A 23713-nucleotide genomic window follows, 5' to 3' on the forward strand; every position below is an offset into this window, starting at 1 on the left:
ATGAAATTAGACATAAATAAGGCAAAAGAGTTCTATTCTCAAATGCTTTTAATTAGACGATTTGAAGAAAAATGTGCACAAGAATACTCTCACCAGAAGATTCGTGGTTTTTTACACCTTTACATAGGAGAAGAGGCCGTCGGAGTGGGTGTCATTGATGCTTTAAGTGATGAGGATGCAATAGTGGCAACATACAGAGAACATGGACAGGCGTTGGCAAGAGGCATACCGGCAAACAGTATTATGGCGGAACTTTATGGAAAAGCGGAAGGTGTGTCACATGGTCGTGGCGGTTCAATGCATTTATATAGTGCACAGAAACGCTTTTATGGAGGAAATGCAATTGTTGCGGCAGGGCTTCCTTTTGCCGTCGGTATGGCACTTGCCGATAAAATGGCGAAACGTAATCGTGTTACGTTATGCCTTTTTGGTGACGGTGCCGTGGCTGAGGGTGAATTTCATGAATCGTTAAACCTTGCAGCATTATGGAATCTTCCTGTTTTGTTTGTATGTGAAAATAATCAATACGGCATGGGAACAGCTTTGAAGTATGCTGAGTCCGAGACAAATATTTCCAAAAAAGCGGCTGCTTATAAAATAAGTTCACATCAGGTAGATGGAATGGATGTGCTTGAAGTTTCAAAAATGGCACAAAAAGCTATTAAAAGCATAAAAGCCGGTAAAGGGCCTCAGTTTATAGAAGCTATTACCTACCGTTTTCGTGCGCATTCCATGTTTGATGCAGAACTTTACCGGGATAAATCTGAAGTTCAAGAATGGAAAAAAAGAGATCCTTTACTTGTTTTTAAAGATAGGCTAAAAGAAATGGATATCGTAATAAATACTCAAGAGATTGAAAAAGAGATAAGTAAAACAGTTGAGGATGCAGTAGCATTTGCTGAAGCCGGTACACTTGAACCTGTAGAAGATCTTGAAAAATTTGTTTATTCCCAAGGAGCTGTAAAATGAGTGAAAATATAACATACCGTGAAGCAGTCAAAAGGGCTATACATAAAGCATTAAAAGAAGATGAGAGAGTTTTTTTAATGGGTGAAGATGTAGGACGTTACGGCGGGTCATATGCTGTAAGCATGGGATTTTTAGAAGAGTTCGGCAAAGAAAGAATCATAGATACACCACTTTGCGAATCCGGATTTACAGGAGCAGGAATAGGCGCGGCGGTTAATGGTATGAGACCGATTGTTGAAATAATGACAGTCAATTTTAGTTTTTTGGCGCTCGATCAGATTGTCAACAGTGCTTCAGCACTGTTTTATATGTCCGGAGGACAGTTTAATGTTCCTTTGGTTATTCGCATGGCGACAGGAGGAGGGAATCAGCTTGGAGCACAGCATTCTCATTCGCTCGAAGGCTGGTACGCTCATATACCGGGCTTAAAAGTTTTAACTCCTGCAACAATACAAGATGCATATGCAATGGTTGGATTAGCACTGGAGGATCCAAATCCTGTTTTAATCTTTGAAAATGCAACTCTTTATAATAAAAAAGGTGATTTTGATGAGAAAGCACCTGTACTTGCAATAGGGAAGGCTTTTGTTCACAGAGAAGGGAAAGACATAACATTTCTTGCGTATGGTGTCAATTTACTAAAAGCACTCGAGGCAGCTGACATATTGGCAAAAGACGGGATAGATGCTGAAGTTATTGATCTGCGTTCCCTTCGTCCTTTAGATAATGAAACCATTATGGCTTCAATTAAAAAGACACATAGAGCATTGATAGTAGATGAAGATTGGAAATCAGGCAGTATTTCTGCTGAAATAATGGCTCGTATCAATGAAGATGCTTTTTATGAACTTGATGCTCCGATGGCAAGAGTCTGCAGCAGAGAAGTTCCATTTCCCTATGCAGCACATCTGGAACAGGCTGCTATGCCTCAGGTAGATAAAATTGTGCAGACGGCACATGAGGTGATGGAGTCATGAGTACTTTTGTAATGCCGAGTCTCGGGGCAGATATGGAATCTGCCGTTTTGATGGAGTGGAAAGTTAAAGAAGGAGACAAAGTAAAAAAAGGCGATATTATTGCCGAGGTTGAAACAAGCAAGGGTGTTATAGAGATAGAGGTTTTTGAAGACGGAATTGTTGAAAAGCTTTTGGTTGAACCCGAAACCGAGTGTAAGGTTGGTGATCCGATTGCTTTGATTCATTCTGATAATGAGAATTCATCTGAGAAAACAGAACAAAAAGTATCTCAGAAAATACCTAAAATAAAAGAAGAAATAAAAAAAGAGATTTCCCAAGTTAAAGAAGATTCAGCAGAGGAAAAACGCATAAAAATCTCACCGGCAGCAAGAAAAAAAGCTAAAGAATTGGGTGTTAATTTAGAGGAACTTTCTTCTCATATAAAAGGTAAAATTCAGTTAAGTGATATTGAAAAGGCCGTGAAGAAAACCCAAAATACAAGTTTTTCATCAGACGGCATGCGTCAGGCTATTGCCAAGGCAATGAGTCGTTCAAATGCAGAGATACCGCATTACTATCTCTCAACTTCCATAAATATGACACCGGCACTTCAATGGCTTAAAGAGTTAAATGCCAAACGCAGCATAAATGAGCGTATTTTACCGGCTGCATTGATGATAAGAGCTGTAGTATCGGCACTAAAAAAAGTTCCGGAGCTCAATGGTTTTTGGAAAGATAATGCTCCGCAAATATCCGATGCGATAAATCCAGGTATTGCCATAGCACTTCGCAAAAGCGGTTTGATTACACCTGCTATTTTAAATACACAGCAAATGAATCTGGATGACGTTATGAAATCTTTAAGTGATTTAATCACCCGTACACGCTCAGGTAAATTAAAAGGCAGTGAAATGACGCAACAGACAGTCACTATAACCAATCTTGGAGATTTGGGTGTAGAGAGCGTACTCGGTGTTATTTATCCCCCTCAAGTCGCTATAGTAGGCATTGGCCGTATAATAGATAAGCCTTGGGCAGAGAATGATATGTTAAGTGTTCGCAAGGTTGTTCAAGTTACGCTTGCAGGTGATCATCGTGCAACAGATGGCCGTACCGGAGCACAATTCTTAGACAAGCTGGATAAAATTTTACAAAAACCGGAGGAGTTGTTATGAATATAGAAGATATAAAAAAAGTCATAATAAAAGAGATATTGAATATAGCACCTGATGTGGAAGAAGATGAGATAGAAGGGGATGAAAATATTCAAGAGTCATTGGAGATTGATTCGTTTGATTTTTTAAAAATTCTTACCGCATTAAATGAAGATTTGGGTGTAGAAGTTCCAGAGTCTGATTATGATAAAGTAGAAACTTTAAATAAGATGGCAGAATATTTTGCACAAAGAGTATAAAAGATTAGTGGAGCTGTGCAGAACAATTGCTACTAAAGTTTCATTGTTTTTTACTCCAAAAACTGTATAATCATAAAAACACACAGGAGTATAAGATGGAACGAAAAATTATAATTGAAGGTAATATTTCTATAGTAAATTTGAGTAATGTCGGCACATTAGAGGAATATAATGTAGACAGTGAAGACATTAATGAAGAATCAGAAATTAAAAGTATCATGGAAGAGGTAGATGCTTATGCCCAAAGCGGTGAGCTTGACGTCATGACCGATGTTTGCACTTTTAAAGTAATGAACGGTGAAAATATAGAATATTTAGCGATAGCAGATGAAGAGAGTGATGAGAAAAAAGTTTCGATTGATTCTTTTAAGTTAATTAATCAAAGTGTTGAACCTATTAAAAGTCTTTTGGCACGTGCAAGTGTCGGTGATATTATATACCTAAGAAAAGAACAGGGAAAAGCAAACATTACTTTAAGTCTTGAAATGCAAAACAGTGATGAGGTAATGAACCTTTCTTATTTTGATTGCAGTACTGATATGGATTCATATGATTTATTGCGTGAGAGCTATTATGATACAGTTTGTGATACATTCTTGCCTGAAACATTGTCTGTTCAAGAAAATAAATCAACTGTAGAAAATTTTCTTTTTGAACCGCAAATTGTTTATGGTGAATTGTATAAAATGGTAGAAAATGAAGAGGGCATAAAATCTTTAGAAAAAGTAGAAATTCCGGGATATTATTTTCAAGATGCTCAAAGAGGGATTGACGAGTAGTTAAAGTTTGGTGGAGCTGTGCGGAATCGAACCGCAGTCCGAAACCTGGCTACTCCCAACGTCTACATGCTTAGAAAGGTTGTTTAATCTTGTCTTGCTTCACACAACCTGCAAAGCTACGCAAGACCAGCCTCAAGGATTCATCTTGAGCTAAGGCGTACTCAAGATATATCTAAATGAAGGTTTATACTTCGAGTCCTGCTTATTTAGAATCCACAGGTGAAGCAGCCCGCCTCTTGCGAGGGGTTAAAACTTAAGCTACTGCTAAAGCTGGGCGATAATTTGTATTGTTTGCGTTTAAGCAATTGTGAGCCGTCTAACGGAATGCTCAGTCCGACATGCAGTTGAGAGCCACCAGATCCCGTCGAAACCAGGTCAGCCCCATTTTTTACCTATTTAAAAGTAATTATATATTATATCAAATTATTGTGTTTAATTGTAAATAAAGTTTGGGAATATGATATAAAAAAGTGGTGGCCTGTCTCGGAATCGAACCAAGGACACAGTGATTTTCAGTCACTTGCTCTACCGACTGAGCTAACAGGCCATAATATAAGTTTCTTAAAAGTGGTGGCCTGTCTCGGAATCGAACCAAGGACACAATGATTTTCAGTCATTTGCTCTACCGACTGAGCTAACAGGCCATCTTTTAAAGAGCGAAAGTATAGCCCATGGGTACTGAAAGTTAGCTTATATTGAGAAAAGGATTTATTTTAACGGAATAGACCATTTTGCATAATAAGCAATAAGTCTCAGTGTCAGCGCTGCAAAAAAGAGGATGGAAATATTTGTGTATGTGGTTACATGTAAGGTGTGTAGAGCATATAAAATAATAGCAATAAGTATGGAAACGGTGCCGTAAAATCCTGTTTTTAAAACAAAAGGAACTTCGTTTATAATGACATCACGGGCTATTCCTCCTCCCACTGCGGTAAGCAAAGACATGGTTATGATTCCCGTTAGATTAAAATTGCTTTCAATGGCAATGAGTGCACCTGAGATGCTAAAAGAAACCAAGCCGATAGAATCACTTAAAATAAAAAGTGCTTTGTTCTCAATGGAGTTACGTTTATGAAATTTAAAGATGATTAAAAGTAGTAAAACAAAAATAACAATAAGTGCTGGATAATTATGGGAAAAGGTAAAAGGTACTTTGTTAATGGTGACATCTCTCATTATCCCACCGCCCAGAGCTGTTAAAAATGTGGCTATGAGCACTCCGAGCAAGTCAAGTTTATTTTTTGCTGCAACAAAGAATCCACTCATTGAAAAAGCAATAATGCCTATATATTCTGCTATTTCAAACACAAGGCAAGACCTTCAACGATTGCAGTTTTTTCCAAGTTTTTGATTTTTTTTTCAAGGGTGTCAACAGTATCCTCAGGTGAAATTTGTAATGATTTTTGCAAAATAATTTTTCCATCATCATAGTGCTCGTTTACTTCATGTATGGTTACACCGCTTTTGCTTTCATTATTTTTGATGACAGCTTCATGGACAAATCTCCCATACATACCGGCTCCGCCATATTTTGGCAGTAATGAAGGATGTGAATTGATGATTTTGAAGTTACATGTAAGTATAGAAGGAATTTTTTTCATATAGCCGGATAAAAAAATATATTCGCAATCGTGTTCTTTGAGTAGTTCATAAAGCGCATCATCGGGATTATTATGTGTTTTTGCATTGATGAGTTTACATGTAAGGTTGTAATCTTCTGCTTTTTGCAGTACTTTCGCCTCTGTATTGTTTGAGACGACAAGTGCAATGTTAAGAGGCAGAATTTTTTCATGTACAGCCTGCATAATGGCATCAAGTCCGCTGCCGTTATGGGATGCAAGAACTGCTATACTTTTCATATTTTATCTGATTTTGAGTGTAATAAGAGCCAGGATATTTGAGAGAATGGCAATAATCCAAAACCTGACAATGATTTTATTTTCCGCCCATTTTTTCATTTCAAAATGGTGATGAATCGGCGCCATTAAAAATACCCGTTTTTTTCGCAGTTTATAACTGCCTACCTGTAAAATTACAGAGAGTGTTTCTATAACGAATATAGAACCAATAAGCAGTAAAAGAATCTCACTTTTACTGATGATTGCCAAATAACCTAAAAATGCTCCGATAGTCAAAGAACCGCTGTCTCCCATAAAAACCTCTGCTGGATGGCAGTTGTACCATAAAAAGCCTGTTAATGCACCGACAAGCGCACTGGCAATTATGGCAACTTCACTCACTTCAAAATGAGGCATAAGCAGGTAAGAACTTATTTTGACGTTTCCGATAATGTATATAATGATGCTGAATGTTGAGAGTGCAACAATGGAAGGCACGGTTGCAAGGCCGTCAAGCCCGTCTGTCAAATTGACCGCATTGGATGTGGAGACAATGACTAAAATCCAAAGTAGTATGGCAAATGCACCCATATCAAGCAGAGGTGTTTTTAAAAATGGCACATACAAATCTGTGTTAAAGTCGGCAAAATAACATAAAAAACAGGCAATAATCAAAGCTGAAATGATTTGTAATGCAAGTTTTGTTCTTGCTTTAAACCCTGCTAGGTTTTCATTTTTTTTGATTTTCGCGAAATCATCCTGAAACCCAATAAGTGCAAAAAGCATGAGTGTTAACAATCCACCGAGAGCGTAGGTATTGTTTAATCTAATTGTTAAAAGCGAGGCAATGAGCGTTGCACCGATAAATATTACGCCTCCCATTGTAGGGGTAGAAATTTTTTCTTGGTGCCTCTCGGGTGCCCATTCATTTATAGGCTGTACACTCGATGTTTTTTGTGCCCATCGAATAAATTTCGGCATTAAATATAATGTGAGTGTCAAGGCAATAAAAAAAGCAATACCTGCACGGATAGTGATGTACCCTAAGATGTTGATGTCGAAAAATTCATGTATAAAATATAGCAAATATTTGTCCTGATTTGAGTCTTGTTTGTTATTTAAAAGTGACATTATAGTATAATCACATAAACAAAATTAATTACCATAGGAATAAAATTGAGTAAAAAAGCAATTTTAGTCATTACAGACGGAATAGGGTATTGCTCCAAAACAGAACATAATGCATTTTATAATGCGAATAAACCTACTTATGACAAACTTTTTAGTGAAGTGCCTCATGCTCTTATAGATACTTTTGGACTCAGTGTCGGGCTTCCCGAGGGACAGATGGGCAACTCCGAAGTCGGCCATATGAGTATAGGCAGCGGGCGTGTTTTGTATCAAGACTTAGTGAAAATTTCATTGGCACTGCAAGACGGCTCTTTAGAGCAAAATGAAGTTTTGCAAGATTTGTTTAAAAAATCGGACAGACTTCATCTTATAGGACTCATGAGTGATGGCGGTGTGCATTCACATATAGATCATTTTATGGGTATAGCAGATATAGCGGCAAAAAATGGTAAAACTGTTTTTCTTCATCTTATTACAGACGGAAGAGATGTCTCGCCTACTTCGGCACAAAAATATCTTGAGGAAGTAAGAAAACATGTCAATGAAAATGTCAAAATTGCTTCAATATCAGGACGTTTTTATGCAATGGACAGAGATAACCGCTGGGAGAGAATCAAACGGGCATATGATGCGATTGTAAATGCCGAGCCTAAAACAGATATGACACCTGAATCCTACATAGGGCACTCTTATTCACTTGGCGAAACTGACGAATTTGTAGAACCGACCGCATTTAAAGATTATAATGGAATGCAAGAAGGGGACAGTGTACTTACTATAAATTTCAGAAGTGACAGAATGCGAGAGATGGTTAGAGCCATAGCAGATGAAAATTTCACAGAGTTTGAAAGACGTGTACAAGACGTAAATTTGGCAACAATTACAGAGTATGACAAAAGTTTTCCTTATCCTGTGATGTTTAGAAAAGACGTGCCTAAAAATACTTTGGCTGAAGTGATTGCAAATGCGGGTTTGAGACAGTTGCACACGGCAGAGACGGAAAAATACGCGCATGTAACTTTCTTTTTAAACGGCGGAATTGATGAGCCGTATGAAAATGAAACACGGGTATTGATTCCTTCACCAAATGTTAAAACATATGACATGAAACCTGAAATGAGTGCAAATGAAGTCTGTGAAGCTGTTTTAGAAGCAATGGATGCCGATTATGATTTTGTTGTTGTCAATTTTGCCAACGGAGATATGGTTGGACATACCGGTGATTTTGAAGCGGCAAAAAAAGCTGTTGAGGCTGTTGATGAGCAGTTGGGCAAAATATATGAAAAAGCAAAAGAAAAAGAATACGCTTTTGTGTTGACCAGCGACCATGGAAACTGTGAAGAGATGCGTGATGAATACGACAATGTACTGACAAACCATACGGTTGGAAAAGTATGGTGTTTTGTGGATGCCAAGGGTGTGAAAAAAGTAAAAACAGGCGGACTCAACAACATAGCTCCAACTGTTTTAAAACTGATGGAATTAGAAATTCCGGTAGAAATGGACGAAAGTTTAGTTTAGGTTTTTCGGAAGCAAGGTTTCAACCTTGCCTTTAGGCTTTCAAGATACACAGCCTAGGTTAAAACCTAGGTTCCGAAGAGCAAGCAAGGGTATGAAAAAATTAAAGGAAATAGCAATGAAATTTAGTGGAAAAAATGTTTTAGTAACAGGTGCAAGTAGAGGAATTGGTGCAGAAATAGCAAAGACTTTGGCTGGTTTTGACCTCAAAGTATGGATAAATTACAGAAGTGGTGCAGCAGAGGCTGATGCAGTGAAAGAGACAATAGAAGCAAACGGAGGCAGTGCGGCAGTTATCGGCTTTGATGTAACAGATGAAGCGGCATTTATTGACGGGATTAAAACAATAGTAGATGCAGACGGGGAACTTTCATATCTGGTAAATAATGCGGGAATTACAAAGGATAAATTAGCTCTTCGTATGAAAACCCAAGATTTTATGGATGTTATCAATGCCAACCTGACATCTGCTTTTATCGGTTGTCGTGAATCTATGAAAGTAATGCGAAAGAAAAAATTTGGTTCGGTTGTGAACATCGCTTCAATCGTAGGTGAAACAGGTAACGGCGGACAGACAAACTATGCAGCAAGTAAAGGCGGCGTTATTGCAATGACAAAAAGTTTTGCCATAGAAGCAGCAACAAGCGGTATACGTTATAACACTGTTACACCGGGATTTATTGCAACTGAAATGACAGAAGTACTGAGTGATGAGGTGAAAAAAAGTTTTACAGACAAAATTCCTATGAATCGTTTTGGTAATCCAAGTGAAGTTGCCGAGGCGACAGCTTTTTTACTTTCAGACCACGCAAGTTATATTACAGGTGAAACTTTGAAAGTAAACGGCGGAATGAACATGGCATAAATGTTATCTAAGATATTTATGCTATAATTACAGGATTTTAAACTTAAAAACAGGAGCTATAATGGCACTTTTAGATGATATTAAAGAAGTAGTAGTTGAGCAATTAAGCGTTAACCCAGATGAAGTAAAACCGGATTCAAAATTCGTAGAAGATTTAGGTGCAGATAGCCTTGACGTTGTAGAATTAGTAATGGCTCTTGAAGAAAAATTCGACATCGAAATTCCTGATGATGAAGCTGAAAAGATTCAAACAGTTCAAGATGTTGTAAACTATATCGAAAACAAATAGTCAGTTTTTAACTTGTAAAAGAGGAATTCTTGCCTCTTTTACAAGTAAATATTTTTAATAGTTAATTGCTGTATTGATTTTTAAAAGTATTTTATTATTTTATGGAGAATATTTAATGAGAAGAGTAGTAGTAACAGGTCTAGGAATGATAAATTCAGTGGGTCATGATAAAGAGAGTTCTTTTAAAGCAATGTGTGATGGTGAGTGTGGAATAGATACTATTACTATATTTGACCCTGAAAAATTCAGCGTAAAAATTGCCGGAGAAGTAAAAGATTTTGATCCTGCAACGGTTATGCCTCCTAAAGAAGTGAAAAAAGCAGACAGATTTATTCATCTTGGACTTAAAGCTGCTGAGGAAGCAATGGCAGATGCTGCACTTCCTGAAGATACGGACATGGAAAGATTTGGAATTAGTGCAGGTTCAGGAATTGGTGGTCTTCCATCAATTGAGAAAAACTCTGTTATTTTAGACACACGTGGACCTAGAAGAATTTCTCCATTTTTTATTCCCGGAGCGCTTGTAAATATGCTAGGTGGATTTGTTTCAATCGCACATGGAACAAAAGGTCCTAACCTTTCAAGTGTAACGGCATGTGCAGCAGGAACACATGCAATCAGTGAAGCAGTAAAAACTATTATATGTAATGGTGCAGATAAAATGTTAGTTGTTTCTGCAGAATCTGCAATAACAGGTGTTGGTGTAGGTGGATTTGCTGCAATGAAAGCACTTTCTACAAGAAATGATGACCCTAAACATGCATCTCGTCCTTTTGATGCTGACCGTGATGGTTTTGTTATGGGAGAAGGTGCTGGAGCATTGATACTTGAAGAGTATGAAGATGCAGTTGCACGTGGTGCGAAAATATATGGAGAAATAATCGGTTTTGGTGAAAGTGGCGATGCAAATCACATTACTACACCATCACTTGATGGTCCAGCGCGCGCTATGAAAGCTGCATATAAAATGGCAGGCGAACCTAAGCTTGATTATGTAAATGCTCACGGAACTTCTACCCCTGTAAATGATAAGAATGAGACATTAGCGCTTAAAGAGCTTCTTGGCTCAAAAGAGAAATGCCCTCCAATGAGTTCTATAAAAGGTCAACTAGGACATTGTCTTGGTGCAGCAGGAAGTATAGAAGCTGTTACATGTTTAATGGCAATGAGAGATGGAATTATTCCTCCGACAATTAATTATGAGACACCTGATGAAAACTGTGATTTAGACTATGTAACAGAGGGTGCTAGAAAAGCAGACTTAAATATTGTTATGAGTAACTCATTTGGTTTTGGCGGAACAAACGGCGTTCTTATATTCAAAAAAATCTAATTGATAAGGATTTAATTTGGCTACATACTTAGACTTTGAATATAAAATAAAATTTATTCAAGAAGACATAATTTCTGCACAAGTTCGCCATGATCAGGGCGCTGTTGAAGAGTTAAAAAAGAAGCTGGATAAAGAAGTTGCAAAGATTTATAAAAATCTTTCTGATTTTCAAAAGCTTCAACTTGCACGTCATCTTGATCGTCCTTACGCACTTGATTATATTAATCTCATTATGAGAGATAAGTATGAAATTCACGGAGACAGACACTTTCGTGATGATGCTGCCATTATCTGCTATATTGGCTATATCGGCGATGAAAAAGTTATGGTTATCGGCGAGCAAAAAGGGCGTGGAACTAAAAATAAGCTCAAGCGAAATTTTGGTATGCCGCATCCTGAAGGTTATAGAAAAGCATTACGTGCTGCAAAATTAGCCGAGAAATTTAATTTGCCACTTTTGATGCTTATAGACACACCGGGTGCATACCCTGGAATAGGTGCAGAAGAGAGAAATCAAAGTGAGGCAATTGCAAGAAATCTACTGGAATTTGCAGAATTGAAAACACCTACTGTTTCTGTGGTTATTGGAGAAGGGGGTTCAGGTGGTGCACTTGCTATCGGTGTAGCTGATAAATTTGCTATGATGCGATATTCTATATTTAGCGTTATTTCTCCTGAGGGCTGTGCAGCAATTCTTTGGAATAATCCTAAAAAAGTGGAAACTGCTACCAATGCGCTTAAGATCACCAGTGCAGATTTAAAAGAGCTTGATTTAATTGATGATATTATTGATGAGCCTTTGATCGGCGCACACAGAGAAAAAGAAAAAGCGGCAGAAGTTCTTAAAGACTACTTTTTAGAAGAAGTAAGCAAACTCAAAGCAATGAGTGATGAAGAAAGAATGGACACTCGTTATGCTAAACTGACAAAGCCAGGGGCTTTTAAAGAGTAGTTTTACTGCCCTTTTTCCTCTTGTTTCACCTCTAAAAGCGGGTCGAATTTTGGACGCTTCAGACGCGGTGCTTCTTTAGAAAACTTTATAAGATCCTCCACCGTTTTTATATTCTCATCCAAATTATCCAGACTCAACAAAAATAATCCATAGGTAGTGATAACATCGCTCATCGCTCTGTGATGTCGTGCTTTTGGATTTAGTTTAAGTGTTTCATTTAAATATGAAAGTGCATATCTGTAAGATACAACCGTGCGCTCAGCTAAAGCGAGAGAGCAGAGACTCCTGTTTAAAAGCGGCTCCAAACCGATTTTTTGCAGGCTTTTAGATATAAAACTATAATCAAACTTGACATCATGGGCAACAAATACGGCATTGCCTAAAAAGAGTTTAAAACGTATAAGTACATCTTTGAGCTGTGGAGCATTTGTTGTGTCATCAGCAGCTATACCGGTAATCTCAGTGATATGAGGATTAATTTCTTTTGTATGGACTAACGATTCAAATCTATCGATGATCTGTCCGTTTTTTACTTTTACCGCAGCAAGCTCAATAATCTGGTGTTTTTCTATTTTTGAACCGTTTGTCTCAATGTCGACTATGCAAAATTCTGCTTCCTGGATAGGAATGAATTTTGTATCAAAGTAATAATATCCCTGATGTCTGATTACATGTAAACCTTGGGCTCTCCACAGTTCTATGGAGAGTTCCAACTCCTCAGTAAGTTGTTCTTTGAGTGTTTTTAAAGAGAGTCCGCGTGAAGAGAGACGTGAAATGCTCTTTGCATCGAGATTAAAATCATTAGCAAGCATTTTGTATAAACTCTTTTACTTTTTTTGCATCTTTTTTACCGTGTGATATTTCAACGCCGCTGCTGACATCAAAAGCATAAAAACCGTACTTTTTTAATGCGGTAATATTTTGCGGATTGAGTCCGCCGGCAAGAATTATTTTGGAGCAGTTAATACCCTCAAACCATTCTGTATTTATTTGCTTGCCTGCGCCGCCATAAGCTTCGCAGTAAGCATCAACAAGTCTGTATTCATCAGAGTATTTAAGTATATCTTCTTTTTTTTGTGCACGTATTACTTTGATGTGAGGAATTTCAAGCGCATCATAAAATGCTGTATCTGCATCAAAATGAATTTGGGCAAGTGTGGCACCGACATCTTTACATGTAGCATTGACCGTTTGTGCATCTACATTGACGAATAAAGCCACTTTTTCAATAAAGGGAGGCAGTTTTTGAATAATCTTTTTGGCCTGCAAAGGTGTTAGATAGCGCGGTGATTTTTCATAAAATACAAATCCAAGAGCATCAGCTCCGGCATCTATTGCCATTATTGCATCTTCATAAGAGGTAATGCCGCAGATTTTTGTACGCATTATATTTGCAGACTCTTTATAGCTTTAGCTCTGTCTTCATGTTTAAAAACATAACTGCCTGCAACTACAACATCAACACCGGCTTCTTTGAGTGCATGGATGTTTTTATCACTAACACCGCCGTCTACTTGAATAAGACACTCAGGATTGAGTCTTTTTCTCATCTCATTGAGTTTTTTTGCTTTTGGAAGTACAGACTCAATAAATGTCTGTCCTCCAAAACCAGGATTGACACTCATAAGCAGAACCATATCCAAATCTTCAAGAATGTATTCAAGTTCTTCGGGAATTGTGTTAGGATTGAGAACAATACATGGTTTTATACCAAGTGAGCGGATTTTTTGAATCAGTCTGTGGGGATGTTTTTCTTCTTCTATATGAAAAGAGATATATTGCGGTTTTAAAGGAGCAAACAGCTCTACAAAAAATGTGTTGTTCTCTACCATTAGGTGAATATCAAGCGGTTTTGTAGCAGCTTTGGCTATTGCGGAGACAACAACGGGACCTATGGTAAGATTGGGTACAAAATGACCATCCATTATATCCACATGGACTAAATCACATCCCGCGTCACATATTTCTTGTACATCACGTGCCAAATTTCCAAAGTCTGCTGAGAGAATACTAGGAGCTACTTGCATTACATTCCTTTAAGTTATTGTGAAATTATAATCTAGAGTAGCTTTTATCTTGTTAAGAAAAATAAAAACTTATCATTGTCAAATGATAAATCAACTTGTACACCCTTTTTGTCCTCTGCTACTTCTAAGAGTCCGTCGACATCATGGTAGGTCCTAGGGAGTGTAATATCCACACGGATATGTTCGTCGGCCAAGAGTGTTTTGACCTTTCCTCCAACAATATTGACAAGTTCGGCAAGCGTATCAAGTATCATCTCTTTATCATCAGTACTTTCGCCTATAAGCAGTTCACATGCTTTTTTTGCTATGCCAAGAGGAAAAACAAGCATTACCATACCGTCAATATCACCATAAAAACCTATAGAACTTGCTATCTTGTCATTTTTATCGGCAATTTCAATTTTATCAACTTTTGCAGCATCTTTAGTCGCCTTTGAGTTAGTCATCATCTCTATGGTTGCTACAGTCGCGTCAATAAAGTTTGGTAACTCTGTTACAAGGACTTTATTCAGAGCCCGTTTATTTTTTCCTGAAGCGGCACTGCTGGCACCAAGTTCATCCAAAAGTTTTTTATTTTGCAAAATATCATCCATCTGGTCAAAAAACATCATACCGGCATCTTCAAGTGTTTCTTTAAAAGAGATAGGAGTTTTGCTAAATGACATACCTACAAAACAGATCGTTGCATTATACTCTGCAGAAGAAGATGCGAGTTTGGAGAAAAAGTTCAATGCATGAATATTCATACTGACAACTTTATAGGCATCGAAAATAAAGAGTCTAAAACCTACATTTAATGAATTGTTATGATAAGCAATATTAAAAGTACTGCCTATTTCGGCATCTAAAAAAGAAGATACTGTATAAATAATGGCATTACCTGTTACTCTTGTTGCAACTTTTTGCCCCATTTGCCCAAGAAATGTATTTTCAATGATGACATCATAAGCATCTTTTACTTCTGCTTTTTGCAAAAATTCTTCTTCGGTTTGCGCAACTATAGGATTGTGTCCATTATCATGCAGTTCTATTGCGAGTGCTGCTCTTTGTGATTTGTCTTCACTGTAAAGCAGAACATTTTTATTTTTTTCTTTAAAACTTGAAGAAAAAAGAGATGCAATTTTTTGTGTTTGAAAAAGTGAAAAACTTAAATCATCATCATAAAACTTTTTAAAAGCATCGTATTTTTTTTTGTCATAATCGCAAAAGCCTACGACAATATGGTTCGCAGTCCTTATTTTTTGAAACATTTTTACAAAGGTGTCAAGACCGTTTCTATTAAAGAAAATTACTTTTTTAAGTGAAACCAGAATCATAGAAGCATTACTTTTGACAGTTACATCAATATCTTCAATACTCAGGAGTGCAGCACTTGAAGTGCCGTCCAAAAATCCTTGAGGATGAAATACTCCGATACCGTCTTTAATTACCGCTCTCATGAAATCTTCATCACTTTTGAAAAATCATCATATATATCAGCAACATAATCTATTTGAAAATCAATAAAGTCATTGAGCTGAGCTTCTATGAAAACAGGTTTTGACAGGGTATAAAACAGGAGGAGATGCATCCATTTTCCCAGTGTGTTTATCGTCTCATCATTAGAAGGTTTTACGCCGGAAGAAGCTTGAATTATATCTGCAACATTTTGGGGCATCTCCCACTTTTGGGCAATTCTTTGACATATATCAAAAAGGTCCATATTGCATAATCTTTGTAAAATTGTGTTTAAATCAATTTCATCTATACTTCTTAAAAGCTTTACATCTTCTAATTTTTCACTAAAAAGTGCTTCTGACACTATGATACTGCCAGGCAGTAAAGCGGCGGCACTTTGTATATCTTTGTCATTGATACCAAGGTGCGTTGTAATTTTTTGCCAATTTGCCGAGAGCTGTGCCTGCAGGTCATAAAAAGAGGATTTGTTGAGTTTAAAGAGTTTCCACTTTGAGGGTGAGAGAAGTGAAATCATATAGTTATAAGTTGCCTGCTGTGACTTTGAGACACCCAGTATTCCAAATATTTGCGAAATTTCATTGACCTCATTTCTAAATCCGTAAATAGGTTTATTAACAAGTTCTTTGAGGTAGGCATTGAGTGCAGGATCTTCTTTGCCTACTTTTGCTGCTTTTATTAAATCACCTTGGTTAAGTAAAGAGAGTGTCTCTCTTAAGACTTTTGGTGAGGGCGGTATCTTTTCTATAAATGAGTCTATTTGCTTTATTGTGATCAAAGTGTTCCACTTTATGTTGAATATTGTATTTATTTTAGCTGGAAAAAGATAAAATACATATAAAAGGAAGTCGTTTAAACGAAAATATATTCGGCTTAAGTTGCAGTTTTGCTTTGATTTGATACAATTCGCAACTTTAAAATATCATTCAAGGATACTCAAATGGCAAGAAGATGTGCTATTAGCGGCAAAGGCCCTATGAGTGGGAACAACGTTTCTCATGCAAAAAACAGAACAAAGCGTCGTTTTTTATTAAACCTAAGAACAGTGCGTATCACATTAGAAGATGGTACAACGAAAAAGATTAAGATTTCTGCAAGAGAATTACGCACACTTAAGAAAAATTCGTAAATTTAGGAATTAGCTTTGAATCTTTTACCAAGGATTCGCAAGTTCCTCAATTGGGAGAGTCCTCCCAAACCTGACCCTAAACTTCTTCCTGAAGTTTACCCCCATCTAAAAGCTTTTCGCTTACCTCTAATTTTAACTGTACTCGTAATGTTAATCGGAACATCCGGATATGTTCTTATAGATAATTTTACAATCATGGATGCAATCTATCAGACAGCTGTAACTTTTACAACCGTCGGTTTTGGTGAAATTGCTCCTATTTCCAACGCAGGTAGAATTTTTACTATTAACTTGATTATTGCAGGTTTTGCGGTATTTTCAAGTGCAATCGGTATTTTGGTAAATGAACTAAATAAGGGTCATATTGTTGCCATAATAAAGGAGAGAAGAATGCTGTATAAAATAGCAAGACTCAAAAAGCACTTTGTTGTATGTTACCACAATGATTATACAATAGAAGTAACAAAACAGTTACGAAAAAATCACATCCCTTTTATTGTGATTGACCCAAGACCTGAAATTCATGAATGGGCTGTAGAGTATAAATATCCGCATTATTTACAGGCACAGCCTCATGCTGAACTTTCAATGCTTAAAGCGCACCTCTCATCTGCAAAAGGTTTGATTACTTTGTCTGATTCTATTGCTGATAATATTGCTTTGATTGCTTCGGTACGACTTTTTGAAAAAGAACATTTTCTGCCTCGCCCTTATTATATTATATCTTCAGCTGAAACGATGAGTGATGTAGAAAAACTCAAAAAACTCGGAGCAGATACAGTAGTTTCACCTACAAAGCTTACAGCACAAAGAGTCTCAGCAATGGCAGCACGTCCTGATATGGAAAATCTGCTTGAAGAGTTTTTATATAAAAGCGATAATCCTTTGGATATGCAGGAAATTACTGTACCGCGTTACAGCTGGGCGGTACTAAAGAAACTTAAAGAGACACACATCCGTGAGATTGCAAACACATCAGTAGTAGGAATCACCAGAAAAGACGGCAAGCTTATAGGCATGCCAAAGGGTGATACTTTGGTAACGAGTGAATCTAAACTTTTGGTTATAGGTACACAAGAAGGAATTAAAATAACAAAAGATTTGATTTCTAAAAGAGTCAAACCTAAGGAGCTTAAATTTGTATAATTTAACAAAAATAGAGGGTGGCGTTTGTGCTGCAGAAGGTTTTTATGCGGATGGCATAAGTGCAGGATTAAAAGCAAAAATGGCTAAAGATATGGCATTTGTTTACAGTGATACTTTGTGTGAAATAGCCTCTACATTTACAACAAATAAGATGACGGCAGCACCTATAAGGCACTTTAAGGCAAAAGGTGAATTTCAAACAAATTTTGTACTTATAAATTCCAAAAATGCCAATGCTATGACAGGCAAAGCCGGCATAATAGACATCGACGAAATTTTAGCTACTTTGCCTAAGGAAATCACCAATCCTGTCATGAGTTCAACAGGTGTTATCGGTGTCAGACTTCCAAAAGAGAAAATTATAGCCGGTGCCAAACTTTTTGATTTGAAAAAACGAGACGGTGATGCTGCAGCTGCAGCTATTATGACAACAGATACCTTTTCAAAACAGATTGCTTATAGAATAGAACTGGATGACGGAAGCAGTTTTCACATAGGCGCGATGGCAAAGGGAGCGGGTATGATTAACCCGGCTATGGCTACGATGCTGTGCTTTATAACAACAGATGCAAAAGTCGATAAAGATGAGATGCAAAATATTTTAAGTGAAAATGTAAAAACGACTTTTAATGCAGCAAGTGTAGATGGCGATACTTCAACAAATGACACGGTAATGCTTCTGAGTAATGCAAAAAGCGGAGCATATCATAAAGAAGCATTCAGTGAAGCTCTTTATGAAATAATGCGCTTTCTTGCACGCGAAATGGTAAGAGACGGTGAGGGCGCTACAAAACTTGTAACCTACGAAGTGAGCGGTGCAAAAAACAATAAAGAAGCAGAAATTGTGGCAAAAGCCCTTACAAATTCTTTGCTTGTAAAAACAGCCTTATATGGTGAAGACCCAAACTGGGGAAGAATCGCTTCAACAGTTGGTGCAAGCGGTGCTATGGCTGATGAAGAACTTTTAAGCATCTCTTTTGAAGATGTATGTGTTTATGATAGAGGTGAGCTTCATTTTGATGAAGCTATGGAAAAACAAGCGAGTGAAATTATGAAACTTGATGCTTTTACTATTTATTGTGATTTAGGCATAGCCGATGGAAAATTCACAGCCTTTGGCTGTGATTTGGGTTATGAGTATGTAAAAATAAATGCGGATTACAGAACATAAAGCTTTATCTAAAAGAATAAATGTTATCCAACAGTAAGGAATTATGATATCAAGCTACACCCCAGTGAATAAATTTCCACTTTTATGATGTATTAACAAAAAAAGATAAGTCTAGCTTTAAAAAAATTTAAACGCATTGTATTTATATTCTTATTATGTTAAAATGCACTTTAACAAAAGGATACTAAAATGTTAGATGCACTTAAAGATAGACAACGAAGACTTCTTGCAAATGTTGAAAAAGTAACTTATAGGCGCAAAGAGTTTAGCTTTATAAACAGTAATGAGAGACTTATAGCACTTATTGGTTCTCGTGGGGTGGGAAAAACAACACTTCTGTTGCAATATTTACAACAATTTAGTCTTGATGAAGCGCTCTATTTTAGTGCAGATGATATCACTATTGCTAACTTTGGAATAGTATCCATTGTAGAAGAGTTTTATGCGCTTGGTGGCAGGGTGGTTGTTATTGATGAAGTACATATGTTTAAAGAGTGGGCGGCTCACATAAAAAATCTATATGATTTTATGCCGGATCTGACAATACGCGTCAGTGGCTCATCAATGCTAAATATCCTGATGCAGAGTTATGATCTAAGCAGACGAATGGTTGTCAAAGAGCTTAAAAAACTTACATTTCAAGAGTATTTGGAGATTAAAAACAACATTACACTGCAATCCTATTTGTTTGATGAGGTACTTGCCAACGCCTCAGATATTTCATTTGAACTCACACAAAAATATCCGACACTCTTTAAGCAGTTTAAGGAGTATTTGCAGACGGGCTGTTATCCATATTTTAGTGAATCTGCAGATATTGAGAGTTATCAAAGTAAACTCTTGAATTCTTTAGAAAAAATCATCTATGAAGATATACCATCAACCAATAAGATGAAATTTGAAAACCTTGCTCTTTTTAAGCAGCTTATGTATAAAATAGTCGAATCAAAACTGCCTTATCAGGTAAAGATTGATACTTTGGCGCGTGAACTAAAAATCAGTGAGCCAACGCTTTACACCTACCTTGAGATACTTGATAAGACAGGGATATTTAAACCTATTCATAAATTTTTTGCAAAGCAGACCAAAAAACCTGCAAAGCTCTTTTTTAAAAATACAAATATACTCTATACTCTCAGCAGTTATCTGCATATTCCAAGTGAAATTGGCACGGTAAGAGAAACTTACTTTGTTAATTGTTTTGACGAGATATACTACAGTGATGTAGGAGATTTTAAAGTGGGTGATATGATATTTGAAGTTGGTGGAAAAAACAAAAGTTTTTCTCAAATAAAAGATATGGAAAATGGGTTTTTGGCATCAGATATTGATTTTACATCAAATAATAAAAAAATACCTCTTTGGCTTTTTTCCTTCATTAGATAAAGAACCATACCTCTGTGAATGAATCTCCACCTTTTAAAATCTTATTCCAATAGTCACTTTTTGCTTCATATACATCAGATAACCACCATTTTTTTGCAGCATTTGGTGCGTTATTTATCGCGCTGTCTGTGAGGTCTTCATAATTGAATTTCGCCATAATCACTTCACTATAGCCGGTTTTAATAGGATATGCTGAAAAGCCGTCATAACTCTCTTGTTGTCGCTGTTGTGTTATGTCGGAGAGAAGATTTATATGAACAACTTTAGCTTGATGTGCAGCTGATGAAACAGTTTTTCCAAGTGGCGTACCGCAAATATCTCCTATACCGAAAACATTTTTAAAAACATTATGCTGCATAGTTTCTCTGTTGACATCGAGCCATCCTTTGTAGTGACCTCTGCTTTTGGTCAGTTTAGAGTCTGCAACAGCCTTGATTGGATACATCGGAGGTACTACATGTAAAAAATCATACTTTATTTAAACAATCTCTCTTTTTTTCTCTATATTTTCCCACTCTTCAAACTCTTCATCCCAACCGCTATTTTATTCTTTGTATCTAGTATTATTTTTCTGTCTGTTTTGAATTTTTTTGTGGGTTTGACATCTGCTAAAAACTGTGAAGCCACAAGAGAGAGTAGTCCAAGTGTTTTAAGGGCATATCTTCGTTGGGGGTTTTTCTAAATCTTTAGACTTCATTGGTAGTCATTTTTAAATTCTACATAACGTGATGCCGAGGCATAGAGTTCTTTTATTTCATCATCACTGAGTTCTCTAACAACTTTGGCAGGTGTTCCCATAATGAGTGAACGCGGCGGAAATACCTTATTTTTTGTAACCAGTGAACCTGCGCCGACAATGCTCTCTTTACCGATGAGGGCACCGTCAAGAATGGTCGCACTCATACCGATAAGGCAGGCTTTTTCTATTGTACACCCGTGTAGCATTACACGATGTCCTATTGTGACATCATCCTCAATAATTGTTGGATTTCCGTCACTTTTGTCCTCTTTTTTATAATGCGTTACATGTATCATACTCAGGTCTTGAATATTGACTCTGTTGCCGATTTTGATGTAATGCACATCGCCGCGAACGACACAGCCAAACCAGATAGAGCACTCCTCTCCACAGGTAACATCCCCGATAACATCCGCAGACGGTGCTATCCAGCTTTTTTGCCCGATAGTCGGGGTGGTATTTTTATATACATGTAACATAAGTTTGCTCCTTAACTTTCAATAAAAAGACGATTGACAAGCTGCTGCACATAAGTAGAAGTCTCTTTTCTTGTCGCCTTTGCAATACGGTTCACATAATCTTCAAGCAGTTTATGGTTATTTATAACTTTTTCTCCCTCTTTGGGCTTGACTTTTATGTAGGTCCCGTCACTTTGAAGTTCATGTGAAAGAGCATTATCCGAACACTGCAGTTTTAATATTTGTATAATTTTCTTTTTGGCATCTTCATCTTTTATGGCCGTTAAAAGTTCTATACGGCGTACAAGATTTCGAGGCATCCAGTCAGCACTTGAAATATAAATTTCTGAAGCATCATTTTTAAAATAAAATGCTCTGGCATGTTCTAAATATTTTCCTAAAATTGAGATAACTCGAATGTTTTCACTGACACCTTTAATTCCCGGTTTCAAACAGCATATTCCACGAACGATTAAGTCGATTTTAACCCCTGCCATTGAGGCTTTATAAAGCGCTCTTATAACATCTTCATCAACAAGTGAATTTATTTTTGCAATAATCTGTCCATTTTCTCCCTGTCTTGTTTCATTGTGAATAAGCGAAAGGAGTTTTGGCTTAATTTGTGAAGGGGCCATATAAAGCTCATTAAGTTTCCCTTTCTTGCTAAAACCTGTTAAAAAGTGAAAAAAGCGTGTCAAGTCATTGGTAACATTGTCTTTACTGGTCATATAGCTCATATCGGTATATATTTTTGCAGTAGAAGGGTTGTAATTTCCTGTGCCTAAGTGTGCATACTGTTTGAGTTTGCCGTTTTTACGTCTTGTGACCAAAGCTGCTTTTGCGTGAACTTTAAAGCCTTGAATGCCGTAAATTACATGTGCTCCTGATTTTTCCAGTGCCTTTGCCCAGATAAGATTGTTCTCTTCATCAAATCGAGCTTTAAGCTCAACCATAACTGTTACCTGCTTGCCTGATTCACTTGCATCCATCAGTGCTTTTACTATAGGTGACTTTGTACCTGAACGGTAAAGTGTCATTTTTATAGAAACAACATCCGGGTCTTTTGCAGCATGTTGAATCAGATTTATAACAGGCTCAAAACTTTCATACGGATGGTACATTAAGACATCCTGCTTTTCTAAAATAGCAAAAATATCTTCATTACTTTCAAAAGGCGGCAGATTCTTTGGTTGAAATACAGGAGCCAAAAGATGTGCAAAATCTTTATTTGATACTATTTGCCAAAGGCTGGAAAGGTTGAGAAATGTATGATATTTGTATATGTCATCTTTATATATATGGGCATGACGGTTAAAGAAGTTAATAATCTCATCATCGGCATTAGAACCGACTTCCAGCCGAACCATTTCACCTTTACGGCGAAGTTTAAGACCTTCTTCAAGAATTTCCATAAAATCATCTGCTTCTTCTTCTTCTATGGCAATATCCGCATTTCTTGTGACACGAAAAGGTGCATATTTCATAAGTTCATAGCCTGGAAAAAGTTCTTCGACATGTTTTTGTACAACACTCTCTATAGGCACATACGTGCCGTTTCCAAGTTCTACAAATCTGTTTAAAACACGGGGAACACGTATGATTCCAAAACGTTCTATATTCTCATTATCCATATCACGCAGTTTTACGATAAGTCCAAAACTAAGATTGTTTAGGTGCGGAAATGGGTGTGTTGCATCTACGGCAATAGGAATAATTACAGGGTAGATATTTTCATTAAAATACTGGTTGAGTTTGTGTTTGTCCTGATTATTGACTTCATCATAGGTCTTTACACTGATGCCGTGAGGCTCTAATTTTTTAAATATTTCGCTTCTGCAGTGTTCTACGACCTGCTGTTCTTGATGCAGATAGTTTCTGATTTCACGAAGCTGTTGCAGTGGGGTAAGTCTGTCAGCACCTGAAACAATTATGCCGGCTGCAAACAGTTTTTTAAGCCCTGCAACACGAATCATATAAAATTCATCCAGATTTGTGCCGTAGATGGCGAGAAATTTTAAACGCTCTAATAACGGTAGAGATTCATCTTGAGCCTGTTTGAGGACTCTTGTATTGAACTGTAACCATGAAAGTTCACGGTTTAAATAAAGATTTGGATTTTTAAGATTTAACATTGTATTTTAACCCTGGTAAATGATTT

At 37.0% G+C, this 23713-nt stretch carries 25 protein-coding genes, 2 tRNA genes and 1 other RNA gene; 14 read left to right on the forward strand and 14 right to left on the reverse strand.

What is annotated here, in order from left to right:
- From pdhA to SAUT_RS02815, 5 genes are all read left to right on the forward strand, one after another.
- The gene (gene pdhA, locus SAUT_RS02795) at positions 1 to 969 is read left to right on the forward strand and encodes a pyruvate dehydrogenase (acetyl-transferring) E1 component subunit alpha (protein ID WP_013326362.1); all 969 of its coding nucleotides are present in this window, start codon (positions 1 to 3) and stop codon (positions 967 to 969) included.
- Positions 966 to 1946 (forward strand): alpha-ketoacid dehydrogenase subunit beta, encoded by a 981-nt coding sequence (locus tag SAUT_RS02800; RefSeq protein WP_013326363.1) that lies wholly within the window; start codon positions 966 to 968, stop codon positions 1944 to 1946. The genes pdhA and SAUT_RS02800 overlap by 4 nt, the downstream gene beginning before the upstream one ends.
- Positions 1943 to 3100: a dihydrolipoamide acetyltransferase family protein gene (locus SAUT_RS02805; RefSeq protein WP_013326364.1), complete on the forward strand. Its 1158-nt coding sequence runs from the start codon at positions 1943 to 1945 to the stop codon at positions 3098 to 3100. Before SAUT_RS02800 ends, SAUT_RS02805 begins: the two co-directional genes overlap by 4 nt.
- The gene (locus SAUT_RS02810; protein ID WP_013326365.1) at positions 3097 to 3339 is read left to right on the forward strand and encodes an acyl carrier protein; all 243 of its coding nucleotides are present in this window, start codon (positions 3097 to 3099) and stop codon (positions 3337 to 3339) included. Before SAUT_RS02805 ends, SAUT_RS02810 begins: the two co-directional genes overlap by 4 nt.
- Positions 3340 to 3434: 95 nt before the next feature.
- Positions 3435 to 4118: a hypothetical protein gene (locus SAUT_RS02815; protein WP_013326366.1), complete on the forward strand. Its 684-nt coding sequence runs from the start codon at positions 3435 to 3437 to the stop codon at positions 4116 to 4118.
- Positions 4119 to 4126: 8 nt separating this feature from the next.
- Here the strand turns inward: SAUT_RS02815 and ssrA are convergent.
- The 6 genes from ssrA to mraY all read right to left on the reverse strand — a co-directional run bounded on the left by ssrA (position 4127) and on the right by mraY (position 7042).
- Positions 4127 to 4501, reverse strand: a transfer-messenger RNA (tmRNA) gene (gene ssrA / locus SAUT_RS11130).
- A gap of 88 nt (positions 4502 to 4589) precedes the next feature.
- Positions 4590 to 4665: transfer RNA gene (locus SAUT_RS02820), tRNA-Phe, on the reverse strand.
- A 21-nt stretch (positions 4666 to 4686) separates the two neighbouring features.
- Positions 4687 to 4762, reverse strand: a tRNA-Phe gene (locus tag SAUT_RS02825).
- Between the two features lie 64 nt (positions 4763 to 4826).
- Positions 4827 to 5426: a trimeric intracellular cation channel family protein gene (locus tag SAUT_RS02830; protein WP_013326367.1), complete on the reverse strand. Its 600-nt coding sequence runs from the start codon at positions 5424 to 5426 to the stop codon at positions 4827 to 4829.
- Positions 5414 to 5977 (reverse strand): phosphoribosylglycinamide formyltransferase, encoded by a 564-nt coding sequence (gene purN, locus SAUT_RS02835; RefSeq protein ID WP_013326368.1) that lies wholly within the window; start codon positions 5975 to 5977, stop codon positions 5414 to 5416. The genes SAUT_RS02830 and purN overlap by 13 nt, the downstream gene beginning before the upstream one ends.
- 3 nt (positions 5978 to 5980) lie before the next feature.
- Positions 5981 to 7042, reverse strand: coding sequence for a phospho-N-acetylmuramoyl-pentapeptide-transferase (mraY, locus tag SAUT_RS02840; RefSeq protein WP_013326369.1), 1062 nt, complete (start codon positions 7040 to 7042; stop codon positions 5981 to 5983).
- A 90-nt stretch (positions 7043 to 7132) separates the two neighbouring features.
- On the opposite strand from mraY, the gene gpmI reads away from it, so the two are divergent.
- From gpmI to accA, 5 genes are all read left to right on the forward strand, one after another.
- Positions 7133 to 8608 (forward strand): 2,3-bisphosphoglycerate-independent phosphoglycerate mutase, encoded by a 1476-nt coding sequence (gpmI, locus tag SAUT_RS02845; RefSeq protein WP_013326370.1) that lies wholly within the window; start codon positions 7133 to 7135, stop codon positions 8606 to 8608.
- A gap of 115 nt (positions 8609 to 8723) precedes the next feature.
- Positions 8724 to 9470, forward strand: a complete 747-nt coding sequence (gene fabG, locus SAUT_RS02850; RefSeq protein ID WP_013326371.1) for a 3-oxoacyl-ACP reductase FabG — start codon at positions 8724 to 8726, stop codon at positions 9468 to 9470.
- A gap of 61 nt (positions 9471 to 9531) precedes the next feature.
- Positions 9532 to 9759 (forward strand): acyl carrier protein, encoded by a 228-nt coding sequence (gene acpP / locus SAUT_RS02855; protein ID WP_013326372.1) that lies wholly within the window; start codon positions 9532 to 9534, stop codon positions 9757 to 9759.
- 115 nt (positions 9760 to 9874) lie between these two features.
- The gene (locus tag SAUT_RS02860; protein WP_013326373.1) at positions 9875 to 11092 is read left to right on the forward strand and encodes a beta-ketoacyl-ACP synthase II; all 1218 of its coding nucleotides are present in this window, start codon (positions 9875 to 9877) and stop codon (positions 11090 to 11092) included.
- A 16-nt stretch (positions 11093 to 11108) separates the two neighbouring features.
- Positions 11109 to 12044 (forward strand): acetyl-CoA carboxylase carboxyl transferase subunit alpha, encoded by a 936-nt coding sequence (gene accA, locus SAUT_RS02865; protein WP_013326374.1) that lies wholly within the window; start codon positions 11109 to 11111, stop codon positions 12042 to 12044.
- A gap of 2 nt (positions 12045 to 12046) precedes the next feature.
- Here the strand turns inward: accA and SAUT_RS02870 are convergent, their stop codons facing one another.
- The 5 genes from SAUT_RS02870 to SAUT_RS02890 are packed head-to-tail and all read right to left on the reverse strand — an operon-like array spanning position 12047 to position 16304.
- A complete protein-coding gene (locus SAUT_RS02870) occupies positions 12047 to 12856 on the reverse strand; it encodes a 3'-5' exonuclease (RefSeq protein WP_013326375.1) in 810 nt (269 codons plus the stop codon).
- Entirely contained in the window at positions 12846 to 13430 is a 585-nt protein-coding gene (locus tag SAUT_RS02875; RefSeq protein ID WP_013326376.1) for a phosphoribosylanthranilate isomerase, read from the reverse strand. The genes SAUT_RS02870 and SAUT_RS02875 overlap by 11 nt, the downstream gene beginning before the upstream one ends.
- Complete coding sequence (gene rpe, locus SAUT_RS02880; protein ID WP_013326377.1) at positions 13430 to 14071, reverse strand: ribulose-phosphate 3-epimerase; 642 nt, start codon at positions 14069 to 14071, stop codon at positions 13430 to 13432. The genes SAUT_RS02875 and rpe overlap by 1 nt, the downstream gene beginning before the upstream one ends.
- Positions 14072 to 14115: 44 nt before the next feature.
- Entirely contained in the window at positions 14116 to 15510 is a 1395-nt protein-coding gene (locus tag SAUT_RS02885) for a chemotaxis protein CheX (RefSeq protein WP_013326378.1), read from the reverse strand.
- Positions 15507 to 16304: an HDOD domain-containing protein gene (locus SAUT_RS02890; protein WP_013326379.1), complete on the reverse strand. Its 798-nt coding sequence runs from the start codon at positions 16302 to 16304 to the stop codon at positions 15507 to 15509. Before SAUT_RS02890 ends, SAUT_RS02885 begins: the two co-directional genes overlap by 4 nt.
- Positions 16305 to 16466: 162 nt before the next feature.
- On the opposite strand from SAUT_RS02890, the gene rpmB reads away from it, so the two are divergent.
- From rpmB to SAUT_RS02910, 4 genes are all read left to right on the forward strand, one after another.
- Positions 16467 to 16655, forward strand: coding sequence for a 50S ribosomal protein L28 (gene rpmB / locus SAUT_RS02895; RefSeq protein ID WP_013326380.1), 189 nt, complete (start codon positions 16467 to 16469; stop codon positions 16653 to 16655).
- A 15-nt stretch (positions 16656 to 16670) separates the two neighbouring features.
- Positions 16671 to 17801 carry a potassium channel family protein gene (locus tag SAUT_RS02900; RefSeq protein ID WP_013326381.1) on the forward strand — a complete coding sequence of 377 codons (1131 nt, stop codon included), beginning with the start codon at positions 16671 to 16673 and terminating at the stop codon, positions 17799 to 17801.
- Positions 17794 to 18972: a bifunctional glutamate N-acetyltransferase/amino-acid acetyltransferase ArgJ gene (gene argJ / locus SAUT_RS02905; protein WP_013326382.1), complete on the forward strand. Its 1179-nt coding sequence runs from the start codon at positions 17794 to 17796 to the stop codon at positions 18970 to 18972. The genes SAUT_RS02900 and argJ overlap by 8 nt, the downstream gene beginning before the upstream one ends.
- 189 nt (positions 18973 to 19161) lie before the next feature.
- Positions 19162 to 20358 carry an ATP-binding protein gene (locus SAUT_RS02910; RefSeq protein ID WP_013326383.1) on the forward strand — a complete coding sequence of 399 codons (1197 nt, stop codon included), beginning with the start codon at positions 19162 to 19164 and terminating at the stop codon, positions 20356 to 20358.
- Here SAUT_RS02910 and SAUT_RS02915 read toward each other — a convergent pair.
- The 3 genes from SAUT_RS02915 to SAUT_RS02925 all read right to left on the reverse strand — a co-directional run bounded on the left by SAUT_RS02915 (position 20351) and on the right by SAUT_RS02925 (position 23687).
- The gene (locus SAUT_RS02915) at positions 20351 to 20803 is read right to left on the reverse strand and encodes a hypothetical protein (protein ID WP_013326384.1); all 453 of its coding nucleotides are present in this window, start codon (positions 20801 to 20803) and stop codon (positions 20351 to 20353) included. The genes SAUT_RS02910 and SAUT_RS02915 overlap by 8 nt on opposite strands.
- Positions 20804 to 21051: 248 nt before the next feature.
- A complete protein-coding gene (locus SAUT_RS02920) occupies positions 21052 to 21576 on the reverse strand; it encodes a gamma carbonic anhydrase family protein (RefSeq protein ID WP_013326385.1) in 525 nt (174 codons plus the stop codon).
- Positions 21577 to 21587: 11 nt separating this feature from the next.
- A complete protein-coding gene (locus SAUT_RS02925) occupies positions 21588 to 23687 on the reverse strand; it encodes an RNA degradosome polyphosphate kinase (protein ID WP_013326386.1) in 2100 nt (699 codons plus the stop codon).
- Positions 23688 to 23713 lie beyond the last annotated feature (26 nt).

Source organism: Sulfurimonas autotrophica DSM 16294, from assembly GCF_000147355.1.
Taxonomy (GTDB): domain Bacteria; phylum Campylobacterota; class Campylobacteria; order Campylobacterales; family Sulfurimonadaceae; genus Sulfurimonas; species Sulfurimonas autotrophica.

Bases quoted from the DNA above. Each gene is read 5' to 3' on its own strand.
- pdhA (WP_013326362.1), top strand. From the start codon at position 1: ATGAAATTAGACATAAATAAGGCAAAAGAGTTCTATTCTCAAATGCTT.
- SAUT_RS02800 (WP_013326363.1), top strand. From the start codon at position 966: ATGAGTGAAAATATAACATACCGTGAAGCAGTCAAAAGGGCTATACAT.
- SAUT_RS02805 (WP_013326364.1), top strand. From the start codon at position 1,943: ATGAGTACTTTTGTAATGCCGAGTCTCGGGGCAGATATGGAATCTGCC.
- SAUT_RS02810 (WP_013326365.1), top strand. From the start codon at position 3,097: ATGAATATAGAAGATATAAAAAAAGTCATAATAAAAGAGATATTGAAT.
- SAUT_RS02815 (WP_013326366.1), top strand. From the start codon at position 3,435: ATGGAACGAAAAATTATAATTGAAGGTAATATTTCTATAGTAAATTTG.
- purN (WP_013326368.1), bottom strand. From the start codon at position 5,977: ATGAAAAGTATAGCAGTTCTTGCATCCCATAACGGCAGCGGACTTGAT.
- fabG (WP_013326371.1), top strand. From the start codon at position 8,724: ATGAAATTTAGTGGAAAAAATGTTTTAGTAACAGGTGCAAGTAGAGGA.
- acpP (WP_013326372.1), top strand. From the start codon at position 9,532: ATGGCACTTTTAGATGATATTAAAGAAGTAGTAGTTGAGCAATTAAGC.
- SAUT_RS02860 (WP_013326373.1), top strand. From the start codon at position 9,875: ATGAGAAGAGTAGTAGTAACAGGTCTAGGAATGATAAATTCAGTGGGT.
- SAUT_RS02870 (WP_013326375.1), bottom strand. From the start codon at position 12,856: ATGCTTGCTAATGATTTTAATCTCGATGCAAAGAGCATTTCACGTCTC.
- SAUT_RS02875 (WP_013326376.1), bottom strand. From the start codon at position 13,430: ATGCGTACAAAAATCTGCGGCATTACCTCTTATGAAGATGCAATAATG.
- rpe (WP_013326377.1), bottom strand. From the start codon at position 14,071: ATGCAAGTAGCTCCTAGTATTCTCTCAGCAGACTTTGGAAATTTGGCA.
- SAUT_RS02885 (WP_013326378.1), bottom strand. From the start codon at position 15,510: ATGAGAGCGGTAATTAAAGACGGTATCGGAGTATTTCATCCTCAAGGA.
- rpmB (WP_013326380.1), top strand. From the start codon at position 16,467: ATGGCAAGAAGATGTGCTATTAGCGGCAAAGGCCCTATGAGTGGGAAC.
- SAUT_RS02910 (WP_013326383.1), top strand. From the start codon at position 19,162: ATGTTAGATGCACTTAAAGATAGACAACGAAGACTTCTTGCAAATGTT.
- SAUT_RS02915 (WP_013326384.1), bottom strand. From the start codon at position 20,803: ATGTATCCAATCAAGGCTGTTGCAGACTCTAAACTGACCAAAAGCAGA.
- SAUT_RS02920 (WP_013326385.1), bottom strand. From the start codon at position 21,576: ATGTTACATGTATATAAAAATACCACCCCGACTATCGGGCAAAAAAGC.
- SAUT_RS02925 (WP_013326386.1), bottom strand. From the start codon at position 23,687: ATGTTAAATCTTAAAAATCCAAATCTTTATTTAAACCGTGAACTTTCA.